The following is a 13,746-nucleotide window of genomic DNA, read 5'->3' on the forward strand; positions in this document are numbered from 1 at the left end:
CGGGTTGTCTACTTTTGAAACAACCCGGAGAAAAGATATCCTACTGGGCGTAACTGTGGAGGCCGGGAATGATTAAGTTAACTCCATAGTAAGTGAAGATAACACTCAGAAAACCTATGATTGTAAAATAAGCTAAAGGCTTGCCAGAAAGTCCCTTGATATATCTCGCATGAAGATAGGCTGCGTAAACGAGCCATGTAATCAGTGACCAGGTCTCTTTTGGATCCCAGGACCAGTATCCGCCCCACGCATACTTTGCCCAAACAGCTCCCAGTATAATTCCAATTGTCAGAAAGACAAAGCCAACGGCTACAGACTGATACATTATCTGTTCCATCGTTTCTATAGAAGGGAAAATCTTTGTAATTCCGTATCTTTTGAGTATGAAAAGAAATCCACAGAAAGTAGCAGCTACTACGGATGAAACTCCAAGAAAGAGAAAAACGTTTTCCCTGTAAGCTGAGTAGATGATAAAGAAGAAAATAAACCAGGTCGTTACGAAGATTACCATCCAGTCTTTTCCTGTTGTATCATCCCGTTTCGCAAAATAGGCATAAGCTACTCCTGCACTTACAGCAGCGGCAGCGTAACCTATGAATGTTGTGACAACGTGGAAGAGAAGCCAGTTACTCTGAAGTGCTGGAACGAGGGGTTGTGCTTCCGGGTTGAAACCTAAAATCTGTGTTGAAAGCTCTCCCATCAGAGCTAAAGGAATAACAAACATACCAAAGGCTTTATTTCTGTACTTCCACTCAAAAAGCAGGTAAAGGAGAACTGCTGTCCAGCCAAAGAGCATGAGAGATTCGTACATGTTTGTGAAAGGAGCATATTTATAAAAGGCAGTCCAATCAGAAACCATATTGACCTTTGCCTTTTCTACTCCCCTCACAATGAACGCTGCTCCTTGAACAACGACTCCAAGCCATGCAAGGTAAGTTCCAAGTTTTCCAGACCAGGAACTCTTTGAAAAGGTATGGATGGTGTAGAAAAGAAATGCTAAGAAAAATGCCACCATTCCTGCATTGAAAAGAGTTACTGAATTAATCATCTCTTTCCTCCTTAGGGGTATTTGGACAGTATGAAGACTTCACTACCCCTAAGACCTCCTCCAGCTCCTTTGCAAGTCCTTCTGTCCCTTTGTTTGTTATTCCACCAATTACAAGAGTAACCTTTCCTTCTTTTCCTTTTTTTATTCTTGCCCAAACTCTCCTGTGGGGAATAAAGAAAGCAACTATAAGTCCAAGGATGAGAATTGTACTTCCAACCCAGACAATCCAAGTTCCAGGGTCTTTAGCAACCTGAAGACCAGTATAAAATACAGGTTTGACATCAACAACTGAGAAAGCAATGTCAGTTCCAGGAATTTTATAGAACATGAATGGCTTTATTATCCCTTCCTCTATTTTCTTATTTTGAATAAACTCAATTCCTATGGTCATCGTTCTTCCGTCAAGGCTGATAATCCTCAGATAAGTATCTTTTCCAAACTTGATAGGTTGTCCAAAGGCAAGTCCAACTGTTTCAGTCTTGTTCCCTTTCTTGATCTGTAAGATTGCTTCTCCCTGCCCGTAGCTTGCCTGGTAGAAATAGACGCCTTTGTATTTCAGAGGGTCGTTAACTTTTATCTCTTTCCTGTAAACCTCTTTTCCGTTTTCAATTACCGAGAGATCAGATATATAAGCCTTAGGCATGCCTGAAGGATAGAAATCTATAGTGAACTTGTTGCACTTTATGTAGAATGGGAGCTCTATGACTTTTGGACCACTGAAGAAACTTACCAGATTACTGCGGGTACCTTCTGAAAGATTCATATAACCTCTGTAACCAAAAATAGCTGTAATCAACCCTCCTATCAGAACAATCAGAACTCCAAAGTGGACTATGTAAACACCAAACCTTGCGAAGACATTTTTATCGGCGAAAATATGAACTTCCTCTGTTTCTTCTTTTGAAACTTCTGATTTATAACGAAGCTTTTTGAGGGTATTCAGAATGGAATCTTTTATATCTTCAACATTGCCAGCAAGAGTTATCCGGTGAACAACTCTCAGAGTTTTCTCATAACCTTCTGGAAGGGTTTTTCGGGGCTCTTTTGCAACCTTCCAAATTTTTGGAAGTCTTTTAATTGAACAAACAATCAGGTTGATTGCCAGAAGTGTTAGGAGCAGGATATACCACCAGGAGTGGTAAACATCTGTGAAACCGAGGAATTTAAAGATCTTGTAAGTTGTTTCTCCATACTCTCTCAGGTACTTATCCGGATCCTGCTGCTGTTCAATGATTGTTCCAATGATGGAGGTAACAGCAAGAGTCAGGAGGAGAAATATGGCGAGCTTTACTGAGCTGAAGAAGTCGTAGATTTTCTTAAGCATTCTTTCTCCTTGCTGTCCATGTTCTCGCAGTCAATTTTCAACTATTAAATCAAACTAAATCTCATAAGTCAAGAATTTCAAACGTTAAGAAGTCTGAAAGGAATAAATCAAAAGGATCTTCCACTTCTTTTTCTGTTTTGCAAAAGGTAAAGCAAGGTTTTTGATGGTAGTTTTCTATTCCAAGTGTTTTAGCACCTCCAGAGGTAATTAGCCTGAATAGTTTTTTAACGGGAATGGTACCTTCAAGTTTGTAGTAAATGGTTTTTATCTCTGAAACTACTGAAAGAGAGACATTTGTGCTTAATCCGTCAGTTCCGATACCAACTTTTTCATAATCTATAAGGTGTTGAATATCTGGAAAGCCTGTTTTGAGATGAATGTTGCTTCGTGGACAGAGAACAATTCCACAACCCGATTTTATAAGAATATCAAGTTCTCTTCTGGATAAGTTCGTACAGTGGACCGCTATCATGTTTTCATTCAGAGCTCCCGCTTTTTCTATGTAGTCTATAAGATCCTTTGAGCAGACTCTCTCATATCTCTTTCTTCCCAGAAAGGGATAGATCAAGCTTTCAAATCTGTTTTCTTTGCACCTTACGAAAGCCTTTTCATCTGCGGTTTCTCCGAGATGGATCTGGAATCTATATCCTCTTTCCTGTGAATCTGTAGCAATCTTTCTGATGAGCTTAAATGAAACTGAATATACTGAATGGATAGAAAGGGGTGGATGTAGAGAGGTAACGTCAAAGTCTTTCCCTATAACTTCCAGATAAGAAAATCCTCTTTTTATAAACTTTTTTGAAACTCCAAAGGAGGAGATATCTCCAACGTAAATCACTCCATGTTTTTCAGACTCTTTTAGCCCTTTGATTACAGCTTTTTCTATCTCTTCAATTGAAAAGGATTGTCTTTTCCCAATTATCCAGAGAAGCCAGTCAAAGAAGGAAGCAAACTTGTCTGGTAAGAAGCTCAAATTTGAAAGCTCTAAGTGTGTATGGGCATTGACAAAAGGAGGGTATAGAACACCTTTTAAATTCAGTTCTTTCTGAAAATTTCCTTCCGGTTTCCTCTTATAGTAGCCGTCTATCCTGCCATCTTTGACTACAGCGTAACCGTCTCTTATCGCTTCTATATCAGGAGTTACAATCCAGTCCGCCTTTATCAGGATTTTCACAGGAGTATCCTCTTACAAAGTTGATTGCATCCTCGATTGTTTTAATTCTGTCGATCGCTTGGAGCTCCAGCATTTTCTTTTTGATTATTCCAACGCATCTATTAGGTTTATCAAAACCCTTGATTTCCATAATCTCTTTTCCAGAGAGAAGAGGCTTCAGATCTTTTAACCTTTCCCTGTAAAACCTCAGTAGAAAATGGATAAAGCCTATGAACTCATCAACTCCTTTCTCCATTTCAGTAGAAGTAGCCATCCAGTCAGCAACGCTATGAAAAAGAGTGTGAAAGCTATATGGCTCTGTGTCCCTGAAGAACCTGTAAATGGCTCTGTCCGAGAGTTGTTCTTTTTTAAAGAGATTGTAAAGGAAGAAAGGTCTTAAATGGTGTCTAATAACTTTAAATCCAAAATTCACAGCTTTTTTCCCAAATCCAAGCCTTATGAAAGCTTTCTTTGCTATCTCAGCTCCTACCTTATCATGGCTGTAAAAAGTCAGTTTGCCATCCTTCTCTTTAACTGTCAGAGGTTTCCCAACATCGTGGTAGAGAGCCACAAGTTTCAGGGAGTGAGAGTCGAAAAATCCTGGAAGAAACTCTTGTTTTCCAATTTCTTCAGAGAACTCCAGAAGTATTTCCTCTTTTTTCTCAAGACAGTAGTTTTCGAGGAACTCAACTGTTCGGAATGTGTGCTCTTTAAGGTTGTACTGATGGAGTCCGGAAGGAGGAATTTTTTCAAGGTCTGATAGTTCAGGGAAAATGTGAACAAAAGCATCTAAATAATCAAGATCTCTGAAGGCCCCTGCTGACCGATTGATTTTGAGAATCTTTATAAGTTCCTCCTTCATTCTCTCAACAGCACTTTCTTTCAACTTTTCCGAATTTGCCCTTGACTGTTCGAGAAAAGAGGAATGGTATTCAAAGTCAAGAAGAACTTTTAACCGAACACCACGAACAATCCTGACCGGGTCATCCGTTATGGATGTCGCAGTAATCGGTCTTATCAATCCTTTCTGAAGATCCTCAAATCCGTTAGAAGGATCAATCAGGAGAACATCATCGTTAAATGGGAGAAAGAGCTCCGAAATATCGACAGCAATTGCGTTTATTGTAAAATCCCTTTTAAGGAGATCTTTTTCTACGGTTTCTCCGTAAAGGTTGCTGATATCAATGCGGAAGTCATTGCCTATGAATGTAACAACAGTTTTCTCTTTTTCAAATGTGAATGAGGAGATATTTAAGGCTCTGGAAACACAATTTTTGACTTTTGAAAGATCATCAGGAGTCGAGATGTCTATATCTATGGATTCCTTTAGAATTCTTAAAAGCCTATCCCTAACGAAGCCGCCGACAAGGTATGCCTTTTCAAAACAGGCTGCTATCTTCTCAACTACGGGATGGTAGAAGGTAAGTTTATGTACTCTCTTTTCCATAAAGGAGATTATATAGGATGGAAACTGTAATCGAGGCGGTTAATCTCTGGAAGGTTTACGAGACAGAGACAGATCGAGTTGAAGCGCTAAGAGGAGTAAACTTAAAGTTGAAAAAGGGAGAGTTTTCTCTCCTGATGGGAGCTTCTGGTTCCGGGAAATCGACCCTTCTTCATATTCTTGGAACCCTCGATAAACCTACAAAAGGCGAAGTTCTTTACAAAGGAAAGAATCTCTTTCAACGCAAGCGTAGGGAACTTGCCATTTTCAGAAACAGGAAAATAGGCTTTGTTTTTCAGTTTCATTATCTTATCAATGAATTGACAATCCTTGAAAATGTAATGGTTCCTTTACTTCTCTCAGGGATAGGTAAGTTAGAAGCAAAAGAACGAGCGATGGAGTTATTGCACGTTATAGGACTTGGGCATAGATTATCTCACAGACCATTTGAGATTTCTGGTGGAGAAAAGCAGAGAGTTGCCATTGCACGGGCCCTCGTAAACTCTCCCGAAGTTGTCTTAGCGGATGAACCTACTGGAAACCTTGATACCGAAACCGCAACCTCCGTTGTTACCCTCATGCAGAAGCTCAACCGAAAGTTTGGCATTACCTTTTTAATAGCAACCCACAATAGAGAACTGGAAAAGTTTGCTGATAACGTATACTTTATAAAGGACGGCGTTTTAACTAATAAAACCTATTGAAGGAGTGTGTATGTTTGAAAGATTTACAGCAAAGGCAAGACAGATAATTATCAAATCAAAAGAGCAGGCTGTCGTCCTGAGGTGTGAGAAACTGGGAACTGAGCATATCCTTCTAACTCTTCTCAAAGAAGATGAGATAACAAATCAAATATTGGCGAAGTATAACATTTCAAAGGCGAGAATTCAGGAAATTATCATATCTCAGATTCAGCCTGTAAGCTACGAGGTTGATGTTAATACTATTACATTCTCAACAGAGGCAAGGAGAGTTCTTGAGCATGCTCTCGAGGAGTCCAAAATCTTAGGACATGCTTACGTTGGGCCGGAGCATCTCTTCATAGCCCTTGCCAAAGAAAGGCTTGGACTTGCCGGAAGGATACTCAGAAGCTATGGCCTTGATCACTACACTCTTAGAAGAGAAGTTTCCAATCTCCTGAAGGGAATTGCAAGGGAGAGGAAAACTACAAAAAGAACATCTACGCCAAACCTTGATAAGTTTGGAAGGGATCTTACAAAGCTTGCAGAGGAAGGTAAGCTCGATCCGGTGATAGGAAGAGAGAAGGAAATTGAAAGGGTCACCCATATTCTTGCAAGGCGCAGGAAAAACAACCCTGTTCTCATTGGTGAGCCCGGCGTTGGTAAAACTGCAATTGTTGAAGGACTTGCTCTGAAGATTGCAAAGGGTGATGTGCCTGAGAAACTTAAAGACAAAAGGATAGTATCTCTTGATATGGCCTCTCTCATCGCAGGAACTAAGTATAGAGGTCAGTTTGAAGAGAGACTGAAAGCTATTGTTAAGGAACTTGAAAATAACAAAGACATAATCCTTTTTATTGATGAAATTCATACTCTTGTTGGGGCTGGTGCTGCAGAAGGCTCAATGGACGCTTCAAACATATTGAAGCCTTCTCTCTCGAGAGGTGAGATTCAGGTAATTGGTGCAACAACGATTGACGAGTACAGGAAGTACATAGAGAAGGATGGAGCTCTTGAAAGGAGATTCCAGCCTGTAATGGTTGAGGAACCTTCCATCGAGGATACGATTGAAATTCTCAAAGGACTCAAGCCAAAATTTGAAGAGTTCCACAACGTTAAGATAACAGATGGAGCTATCGAAAGGGCAGTTAAGCTTGCTGTGAGGTATATAAACGACAGGAAACTGCCTGATAAGGCAATAGACATCATTGATGAGGCTGGAGCAAAGGCTCAGCTTCAGGCAAGTCGGAAAGATAGTAGGGTTGAGGTGCTCGAAAAGGAAATTGAAAAGGTTAAATCTCTAAAAGAAGAAGCTCTTGCAATGGCAGAGTATGAGAAAGCCCATTACTACAAGCAGCAGGAGCTTTCCCTCCTTGCAGAACTTGAGGAGCTGAAAAGAGAGCTTAAACAGAAACAGAAGGAAGAGAAGATAGTTATAGACGAATCGAAAGTTGAAGAAATTGTTGCGCTCTGGACTGGAATACCTGTACAGCAGCTTCAGGAGAAAGAGGCTGAGAAACTGCTTAAACTTGAAACCGAGCTCCACAAGAGGGTTGTAGGTCAGGAAGAGGCAGTCAGAGCAGTTGCAAAGGCTATCAAACGTTCAAGGCTTGGTATAAGAAGCAACTCACAGAGACCCATTGGTTCTTTCCTCTTCCTTGGACCAACAGGTGTTGGTAAAACTGAGCTTGCAAAAGCCCTTGCCGAGACGCTCTTTGGTGATGAGAAAGCAATGGTCAGAATCGACATGTCTGAATACATGGAGAAACACACAGTATCAAGGCTTATCGGTGCGCCTCCAGGATACGTTGGATACGAAGAAGGTGGTCAGCTCACAGAAGCTGTTAGAAGAAAACCCTACACTGTAATTCTTCTCGATGAGATAGAGAAAGCCCATCCTGACGTTCTAAATATCCTTCTCCAGATAATGGAAGATGGAAGACTCACGGATGGACTTGGAAGGACGGTTTCGTTTACAAACACGATACTCATCATGACTTCAAACCTTGGAGCTAAACACCTTATTTCTTCCCAGAAAGGAATGGGATTTGAGATAGCTGATGGAAAGGAAGAGGAACGTTCCTTTGAGAGAATGAAATCCTTTGTTCTGGATGAGGTTAAGCGTTACTTCAAGCCTGAATTTATCAACAGGCTTGACGGAATAATCGTCTTCCATCCTCTCACAAAAGAAGATGTCAAGGAGATTGTAAGAAAACAGGTGGAAAGACTCAACGAAGAGCTCAAAGAGAGAAACCTCCAGGTTCACGTTACAAACAGGTTTATAGAATACGTTGTCAACAGAGAGTTTAGAAAAGAGTATGGTGCAAGGACAATAAGACGTGCTCTCCAGACTCTTATTGAAGACAGACTTACAGATGAAATACTGATGGGAAGGTTTACAGAGGGTGGAAACGTTATCTTTGACGTAACACCAAAAGGTAAAATCTCTGTAAGAGAGAAAAAGGAGAGAAAGAAGAAAGAGACAACAGGAGTATAAAGAATGCGACGGTTTAAAGTCGATAAAGTCAGCGGTGGTGTGGCTTACCTGCGGGGACAGGAAGCCCGCCACGTTTTAAAAGTTTTAAGGCTAAGAAAAGGTGATGAAATAATAATCTTCGATGGAGAAGGGAAGGAATACTTAGCGGAAATTGAAGCTGCCTCCCCAACTTCAGTTAGACTTAAAGTCCTTGAAGAGATAAACATAAACAGAGACAGCCATTTAAGGTCTACTCTTTACATGGGATTGACAAATAAACTTCAGAAGTTTGAACTGGCAATTCAGAAGGCAACAGAGTTGGGTGTAACAGAAATTGTGCCTGTAATCTGTAAACGGTCATCAAATGCCCAGAATGTTAAAAACTGGGAAAACAAACTGAGAAGGTGGGAAGAGATAGTAATAAATGCAGCAAAGCAGTGTGGAAGAAACATCCTTCCTGTAATACATCAACCGGTGAGACTTCCAGAGATAGAAGATAACTCAGAGCTTGCTTTTGTTCTATGGGAAAAAGGTGGAAAAAGCCTAAAGGATTATGAATCATTTAGTGCTTCTTCTGTTTCATTTATAGTTGGTCCAGAAGGTGGACTCGATAAAGAGGAAATAGAAATTTTAAAGGAAAAAGGATTTAAACCCATCTACCTTGGAAAGAGAATCTTAAGGGCAGAAACAGCTGCAATAGCAGGAATGACTCTTGTCCAGTATACATGGGGTGATCTTGGATAAGTACTATCGAGGGGTAGGGATGGAAACGCTCCTTGAGAAAGATTATAAGGGAGTAACCCTCAGGGTAATTCACGGAGATATAACAGACGAAGAGACAGAAGCCATTGTAAACGCCGCTAACAGTTCTCTACAGCATGGTGGGGGAGTAGCAGGAGCTATTGTAAAAAAGGGTGGAAAAATCATTCAGGAGGAAAGTGACAGGATAGGTTACGTTCCTGTTGGAAGGGCTACATATACCTCTGCAGGAAAACTAAAAGCAAAGTACGTTATACATACGGTTGGACCTGTTTGGGGTGAGGGAAACGAAGAAGAAAAATTAAGAAGTGCCATAAGGTCTGCCCTTGAAGTTGCAGAAGAGTTAGAAGTTAAGTCTGTAGCACTTCCTGCTGTAAGCACAGGAATTTTTGGTTATCCAAAGGAACTGGGAGTAAAAGTTATTGTTGACGAAGTTCTAAAATATATAGATAACAATCCAGACACTATCATAAAGGAAATTCACTTTACAAACATTGATATGCTTACGGCAGAACTTTTCTACAAAGAAGTAAAAATAGTTGAGTAGACGAGTGGTTGATGGATAAGACCTGCTAAAGCAGATTCAGAATAGTAGTAAAAACACCTGGTATTTTAAAGATGCTAAAACGATTCTCTCTTTGCCAAAGGAGGTTAAGGTAAACCGTAAGAAAGTTTTAAGTGCTTGTTGTTCTTCATTAAAAAATAGAAAATCAACTCTACAACTGCCTGCTTTTAAAGGTAATGACGAGATCCAGAGAGTCTGTAGAACTGGATGGGTTGCTGAAAGACCGCAAGAACAGGTAAATGGCGGAGAGGGCGGGATTCGAACCCGCGGTACCCCTTTTGGGGGTACACTCGCTTAGCAGGCGAGCGCCTTCAGCCAGCTCGGCCACCTCTCCATCGAATGGTGAGCCGCCCAGGACTCGAACCTGGGACCTACGGATTAAAAGTCCGTTGCTCTACCAACTGAGCTAGCGGCCCACTTATGGCGGAGGGGGAGGGATTTGAACCCCCGGAGGGCTGGTTAGGCCCTCAGGTGATTTCAAGTCACCCGCCTTCAGCCAGACTCGGCCACCCCTCCGATTGCGTAAGTGAAAAATATACCTTATGTTTTAGTGTGTCAAGATTCCACCACGGAGGCTGGTATGCTACCGGAAGAGCTCCTTAAAATCCTTGCCTGTCCAAAATGTAAAGGAGATCTTGAATACAGAGAAAAAGAGAACAGATTAATATGCCACAAGTGTAAACTGGCATATCCAATAGTTGATGATATTCCCGTAATGCTCATTGAAGAAGCTGAGGAAGTCGATGAGTAAACTTAGTTTTCTCCTATCTCTCATTTTGACAGTTGCCTTTTTAGGTTCCACTATCTATGGAATTGTGAAAACTGTTAAAAGAAAAAGATAAACCACCACATAATATTAACCCGATTGAGGAACAAAGATGGTCAAGATAAAAAATCTAAACTTCGAAGAACTCCAGAATTTTGTCCAGAATCTTGGACTTGAGAAGTATAGAGCTAAACAGATAGCTCAGTGGCTCTACAAGAAGAGGGTTAAATCCTTTGACGAGATGACAAACATTTCCAAATCTGCAAGGAAGCTCCTTTCTGAAAATGCGAAAATAGACGTCTTGAAGCTTGTGAAGGTTGAAGAGTCTGCCGATGGAACCAGAAAGTACCTCTTTGAGCTTGAAGATGGAAATAGGATTGAGTCCGTATTTATTCCTGAAAAAGACTGGAACACCCTTTGTGTTTCCACTCAGGTTGGCTGTCCTGCTCAGTGTAAGTTCTGTCTTACTGCAAAGGATGGTTTTACAAGGAATCTTACGGCAGCAGAGATAGTTGATCAGTACATTCATGTTCAAAGAGATGTAGGGGAAGACAGAAGAATCTCAAACGTTGTCTTTATGGGAATGGGAGAGCCTCTTCTCAACTTTGACAATGTCAAGAAAGCTGTTGAGATAATGACAGATAGAAATATGCTTGACCTCTCAACAAGGAAGATAACAATCTCAACTGTTGGAATAGTTCCCGGTATTGACAGAATGGCTAAGGAAATGAACAAAGTTAAACTTGCAGTTTCACTCCATGCAACAACCGATAAGACCAGAGAAGAAATTGTTCCACTCAACAGAAGGTATCCAATCTCTGAAATCATGGCAGCTCTGAGAAGGTATCCAGCCGACAATATAAGACGAATAATGATTGAGTACGTGATGCTCAAAGGTGTGAACGATTCAATAGACGACGCTAAAAGACTTGTAAAGCTAATTAGAGGAATCCCTGTAAAGGTCAATCTGATTCCTTTTAATCCTTATCCGGGAGCTCCTTTTGAACCTTCACCGAGAGAGCAAATAGAAAAGTTCCAGAAAGTTCTCTGGGATTACAACATTGCAGCTTTCATAAGAGATTCAAGAGGACAGGATATCTCTGCTGCCTGCGGGATGCTGAGAACAAAAGAGAAACTGAAAGGATGTTAAAATTTTGTAAAATTTTTGTAAAATTCACCTTCAAATATTTCCTTGAAGGAGAGAGAGATGTACAAAATAGTTAGCAAGAGAGAGCTGGCAGAAAACGTTGACGAGTTTGTGATTGAAGCTCCACAGATAGCACGAAAGGCAGAACCAGGACAGTTTGTAATCGTTAGAGCAACAGCTAAGGGGGAGAGAATTCCGCTAACAATAGCGGAGAAAGACCCTGAAGCAGGAACAATAACCTTAATGGTACAAAGGGTAGGAAAGTCCACTTTCCATCTCTCCTGCTTTGAAGAAGGTAACTCATTAAAAGATGTGGTAGGTCCCCTTGGAAAACCTACCCACATAGAGAACTGGGGGAATGTAGTTGCCATAGGTGGTGGACTTGGACTTGCTCCAATACACCACATCTGCCAGGGAGTAAAAGAAGCAGGGAATAACCTCACTGTGATAATGGGATTCAGAAGTAAGGATTTAATCTTCTGGGAAGATAAAATGAAAATTCTTGCAGATAAGGTAATAATAACAACCAACGATGGTTCTTATGGAATGAAAGGACTTGTTACAGATGCCCTTCAAAAACTTATAGATGAAGGTGAAAAAATAGATATGGTTATTTGTGCGGGTCCTGTTCCAATGATGAAAGCAGTTGCAGAGGTTACAAGACCCCACAAGATACCAACAATAGCGTCATTGAACCCAATAATGGTTGATGGTACCGGAATGTGCGGTGCCTGTAGAGTGACAGTTGGAGGAGAAGTAAAGTTTGCATGTGTTGATGGTCCTGAATTCAACGCTCATGAAGTTGACTTTGATGAACTAATGAACAGGCTCTGCATGTTCAAGTCACTTGAGAAAGTTGCTATGGAAAGATTTCAAGAAAAACACTGCGGTTGTAAGAGGGGTTAATAATGGCTAAGAGGGAAATTATAAAGAAGAGAGTACCAGTTCCAGAAAGAGATCCACAGGAAAGAATAAAGGATTTCAAAGAAGTAAAGCTTGGGTACACTCCCCAACTTGCAATGGAAGAGGCAAAAAGATGCCTCCAGTGTCCTACAGCTCCTTGTGTAAAGGCTTGTCCTGTAAGCGTTCCAATTCCTCAATTTCTAAAGCTCATTGAAGAAGGAAAATTTGTAGAAGCAGCAAGGAAGATTAAGGAAGAAAACATAATGCCATCTGTTTGTGGAAGGGTTTGTCCACAAGAGATTCAATGTGAAGGTGCTTGTGTAGTTGGAAAAGTAGGAGACCCTGTAGCTATTGGAGCTCTTGAGGCTTTTGCAGGAGATTACGAAGCTTCTGTTGGCTATGAGAAGTTTGAGATAAAAGAGAAGACTGGTAAGAAAATAGCAATAGTTGGTTCTGGTCCTGCTGGAATCGCCTGTGCAGCAGACCTCGTAAAGTTGGGACATGATGTAACCATATTTGAAGCCCTTCATGAACCAGGTGGAGTTCTTGTTTACGGAGTTCCAGAGTTTAGATTACCAAACGAAACAGTAAAAAGGGAAATCGATTTCCTTCTCAACATGGGAGTAAAGCTGGAACTCAACTTTATTGTAGGTAAAACAAAAACTATCTATGAGCTTCTCGAAGAGTTTGATGCTGTTTTCATAGGTTCCGGAGCAGGACTTCCTTACATGTTAAACATTGAAGGTCTTAACCTTAACGGTGTTTACTCAGCAAACGAATTCCTAACAAGAATCATCTTTATGGGAGCTAACAAATTCCCAGAATATGATACACCTGTATTCACAGGTAAGAGAGTAGCTGTTATAGGTGGTGGTAACACTGCAATGGACGTTGCAAGAACAGCCAAAAGACTAAAAGAAGTCGAAGAGGTTTACGTTATCTATAGACGTTCTGAAGCAGAAATGCCAGCAAGGGTAGAAGAAGTTCACCACGCAAAAGAAGAAGGTGTTATCTTCAAGACCCTTACAAACCCTGTAAGATTTGTTGGAGAAAATGGATGGCTTAAAGCTGTAGAGTGTGTAAAAATGGAACTTTCTGAACCTGATGAATCAGGAAGAAGAAGACCTATACCTATTCCAGGTTCAGAGTTCCTACTGGAAGTAGATACAGTAGTAATGGCAATTGGACAGGGACCAAACCCTGTTGTTGTAGAAGGGGTTAAGGAAATAAGAAGAGGTAAAAAAGGAGAAATCTTAGTAGATCCTGAAACTTTAATGACAGACCTTCCTGGTGTCTTTGCCGGTGGTGACGTTATCCACGGTGGTTCAACTGTAATTATTGCAATGGGAGACGGAAGAAAGGCTGCAAAGGCTATTCATGAATATGTAATGAGTAAGTAAAGTTGATCTGTTGTCAGTTCCCTCGGTAGTTTATCCTATAGATGTTAAAATCCCCCAGTCCCCTCCTTGAAGGGGGGGACT

12 protein-coding genes and 3 tRNA genes are annotated in these 13,746 nt (G+C 40.8%); 8 read left to right on the forward strand and 7 right to left on the reverse strand.

Going from position 1 to position 13,746, the window contains the following annotated elements; translation table 11 throughout:
- Positions 1–40 precede the first annotated feature (40 nt).
- The 4 genes from ccsB to ACYQ3A_RS02035 all read right to left on the reverse strand — a co-directional run bounded on the left by ccsB (position 41) and on the right by ACYQ3A_RS02035 (position 4,972).
- The gene (gene ccsB / locus ACYQ3A_RS02020) at positions 41–1,048 is read right to left on the reverse strand and encodes a c-type cytochrome biogenesis protein CcsB (protein WP_459895211.1); all 1,008 of its coding nucleotides are present in this window, start codon (positions 1,046–1,048) and stop codon (positions 41–43) included.
- On the reverse strand, positions 1,041–2,372 hold the full coding sequence (gene resB / locus ACYQ3A_RS02025; protein WP_459895213.1) for a cytochrome c biogenesis protein ResB: 1,332 nt from the start codon (positions 2,370–2,372) through the stop codon (positions 1,041–1,043). Before resB ends, ccsB begins: the two co-directional genes overlap by 8 nt.
- Before the next feature lie 61 nt (positions 2,373–2,433).
- Positions 2,434–3,546: an amidohydrolase family protein gene (locus ACYQ3A_RS02030; RefSeq protein ID WP_459895216.1), complete on the reverse strand. Its 1,113-nt coding sequence runs from the start codon at positions 3,544–3,546 to the stop codon at positions 2,434–2,436.
- Positions 3,506–4,972: an HD domain-containing protein gene (locus ACYQ3A_RS02035; RefSeq protein ID WP_459895219.1), complete on the reverse strand. Its 1,467-nt coding sequence runs from the start codon at positions 4,970–4,972 to the stop codon at positions 3,506–3,508. The genes ACYQ3A_RS02030 and ACYQ3A_RS02035 overlap by 41 nt, the downstream gene beginning before the upstream one ends.
- Before the next feature lie 17 nt (positions 4,973–4,989).
- Here ACYQ3A_RS02035 and ACYQ3A_RS02040 point away from each other — a divergent pair, with 17 nt between their 5' ends.
- From ACYQ3A_RS02040 to ACYQ3A_RS02055, 4 genes are read left to right on the forward strand one after another with little or no spacing between them, the layout of a single operon-like run.
- Positions 4,990–5,673, forward strand: a complete 684-nt coding sequence (locus ACYQ3A_RS02040) for an ABC transporter ATP-binding protein (protein ID WP_459895221.1) — start codon at positions 4,990–4,992, stop codon at positions 5,671–5,673.
- Positions 5,674–5,683: 10 nt separating this feature from the next.
- On the forward strand, positions 5,684–8,146 hold the full coding sequence (locus ACYQ3A_RS02045; RefSeq protein WP_459895223.1) for an ATP-dependent Clp protease ATP-binding subunit: 2,463 nt from the start codon (positions 5,684–5,686) through the stop codon (positions 8,144–8,146).
- Between the two features lie 3 nt (positions 8,147–8,149).
- Positions 8,150–8,869, forward strand: a complete 720-nt coding sequence (locus ACYQ3A_RS02050; RefSeq protein WP_459895226.1) for a 16S rRNA (uracil(1498)-N(3))-methyltransferase — start codon at positions 8,150–8,152, stop codon at positions 8,867–8,869.
- A 19-nt stretch (positions 8,870–8,888) separates the two neighbouring features.
- Entirely contained in the window at positions 8,889–9,431 is a 543-nt protein-coding gene (locus tag ACYQ3A_RS02055) for a macro domain-containing protein (protein ID WP_459895229.1), read from the forward strand.
- A 258-nt stretch (positions 9,432–9,689) separates the two neighbouring features.
- On the opposite strand, the gene ACYQ3A_RS02060 is transcribed toward ACYQ3A_RS02055, so the two are convergent.
- From ACYQ3A_RS02060 to ACYQ3A_RS02070, 3 genes are all read right to left on the reverse strand, one after another.
- A tRNA-Ser gene (locus tag ACYQ3A_RS02060) sits at positions 9,690–9,783 on the reverse strand.
- Between the two features lie 6 nt (positions 9,784–9,789).
- Positions 9,790–9,865: transfer RNA gene (locus tag ACYQ3A_RS02065), tRNA-Lys, on the reverse strand.
- Positions 9,866–9,870: 5 nt separating this feature from the next.
- A tRNA-Ser gene (locus ACYQ3A_RS02070) sits at positions 9,871–9,965 on the reverse strand.
- 64 nt (positions 9,966–10,029) lie between these two features.
- On the opposite strand from ACYQ3A_RS02070, the gene ACYQ3A_RS02075 reads away from it, so the two are divergent.
- The 4 genes from ACYQ3A_RS02075 (at position 10,030) to gltA (ending at position 13,665) form a co-directional block, all read left to right on the forward strand.
- Positions 10,030–10,200 (forward strand): Trm112 family protein, encoded by a 171-nt coding sequence (locus tag ACYQ3A_RS02075; RefSeq protein ID WP_459895231.1) that lies wholly within the window; start codon positions 10,030–10,032, stop codon positions 10,198–10,200.
- A 127-nt stretch (positions 10,201–10,327) separates the two neighbouring features.
- Complete coding sequence (gene rlmN, locus ACYQ3A_RS02080; protein WP_459895233.1) at positions 10,328–11,365, forward strand: dual-specificity RNA methyltransferase RlmN; 1,038 nt, start codon at positions 10,328–10,330, stop codon at positions 11,363–11,365.
- A 57-nt stretch (positions 11,366–11,422) separates the two neighbouring features.
- Positions 11,423–12,268 (forward strand): sulfide/dihydroorotate dehydrogenase-like FAD/NAD-binding protein, encoded by an 846-nt coding sequence (locus tag ACYQ3A_RS02085; RefSeq protein ID WP_459895235.1) that lies wholly within the window; start codon positions 11,423–11,425, stop codon positions 12,266–12,268.
- 2 nt (positions 12,269–12,270) lie between these two features.
- A complete protein-coding gene (gene gltA / locus ACYQ3A_RS02090; protein ID WP_459895237.1) occupies positions 12,271–13,665 on the forward strand; it encodes an NADPH-dependent glutamate synthase in 1,395 nt (464 codons plus the stop codon).
- Positions 13,666–13,746: the final 81 nt, after the last annotated feature.

It is taken from the genome of Desulfurobacterium crinifex, assembly GCF_054656775.1.

What these genes read in the sequence shown, in the direction of transcription:
- ccsB (WP_459895211.1), bottom strand. Translation starts at nt 1,048, where the DNA reads ATGATTAATTCAGTAACTCTTTTCAATGCAGGAATGGTGGCATTTTTC.
- resB (WP_459895213.1), bottom strand. Translation starts at nt 2,372, where the DNA reads ATGCTTAAGAAAATCTACGACTTCTTCAGCTCAGTAAAGCTCGCCATA.
- ACYQ3A_RS02035 (WP_459895219.1), bottom strand. Translation starts at nt 4,972, where the DNA reads ATGGAAAAGAGAGTACATAAACTTACCTTCTACCATCCCGTAGTTGAG.
- ACYQ3A_RS02040 (WP_459895221.1), top strand. Translation starts at nt 4,990, where the DNA reads ATGGAAACTGTAATCGAGGCGGTTAATCTCTGGAAGGTTTACGAGACA.
- ACYQ3A_RS02045 (WP_459895223.1), top strand. Translation starts at nt 5,684, where the DNA reads ATGTTTGAAAGATTTACAGCAAAGGCAAGACAGATAATTATCAAATCA.
- ACYQ3A_RS02050 (WP_459895226.1), top strand. Translation starts at nt 8,150, where the DNA reads ATGCGACGGTTTAAAGTCGATAAAGTCAGCGGTGGTGTGGCTTACCTG.
- ACYQ3A_RS02055 (WP_459895229.1), top strand. Translation starts at nt 8,889, where the DNA reads ATGGAAACGCTCCTTGAGAAAGATTATAAGGGAGTAACCCTCAGGGTA.
- ACYQ3A_RS02075 (WP_459895231.1), top strand. Translation starts at nt 10,030, where the DNA reads ATGCTACCGGAAGAGCTCCTTAAAATCCTTGCCTGTCCAAAATGTAAA.
- rlmN (WP_459895233.1), top strand. Translation starts at nt 10,328, where the DNA reads ATGGTCAAGATAAAAAATCTAAACTTCGAAGAACTCCAGAATTTTGTC.
- ACYQ3A_RS02085 (WP_459895235.1), top strand. Translation starts at nt 11,423, where the DNA reads ATGTACAAAATAGTTAGCAAGAGAGAGCTGGCAGAAAACGTTGACGAG.
- gltA (WP_459895237.1), top strand. Translation starts at nt 12,271, where the DNA reads ATGGCTAAGAGGGAAATTATAAAGAAGAGAGTACCAGTTCCAGAAAGA.